The organism is Flavobacterium sp. AK-301, from assembly GCF_058310215.1.
Map to the genome: position 1 here is coordinate 1 of NZ_JBZEES010000047.1, position 606 is coordinate 606.

Consider the following 606-nt stretch of genomic DNA (forward strand, 5'->3'; position numbering starts at 1 on the left):
GGCTTTCATTCCAAAATCTCTGAGGTGTACGCCGTTTATTAAAATTGTTTTGGACTCTTTTAGTTTTCCAAACTGTAGTCGGGTTCCGTCCCAATAGAACCATTCACCGTATTGTTTTGCCAGTCGGGTTAGATAATCCCAGTCGGTTTCGTCAGATTGTAAGGAGTTGGGGATAGGAGAGGTGTATTCAGGAGTCATGTCTTCCGGTTCCCATAGTCCCTGCATGTGACCTTTCATGGTATCTTTGGCAATATCGGAAAGACTTTTGTTTAAATGTTGACGATTGTGTTTCAGGTCATTCATCGCAATGGTATGGCTATGTCCTGTTACCATAAAACCACGGGTTGCCCCGTCTTTATTGACCATTTCCAGACCGGTTATCAGTCCTTTATAAACGACTTCTTTACCTGCTCCGGTAAATAAAGAAAAAGTGATTTCATTATCCAGATTATTCTGAAAATATCCAAAATCTTCCAGAGGATTGGTCATTAGATTGTCTGAAATTCTCCATAGGAACTGAAAGCGACTGTGCGTCAGGATTTCCTGATGGATTTCCAGATCAGAATAATTCACTGGTTTGTTATACATAGGGATACGTATAACTAC

1 protein-coding gene is annotated in these 606 nt (G+C 40.6%); it reads right to left on the reverse strand.

Annotated elements, in window-relative coordinates:
- Positions 1-588: contractile injection system protein, VgrG/Pvc8 family (locus tag AC4FQX_RS15180; protein ID WP_491168564.1), on the reverse strand; the 588-nt coding region annotated here is incomplete at its 3' end.
- Positions 589-606 lie beyond the last annotated feature (18 nt).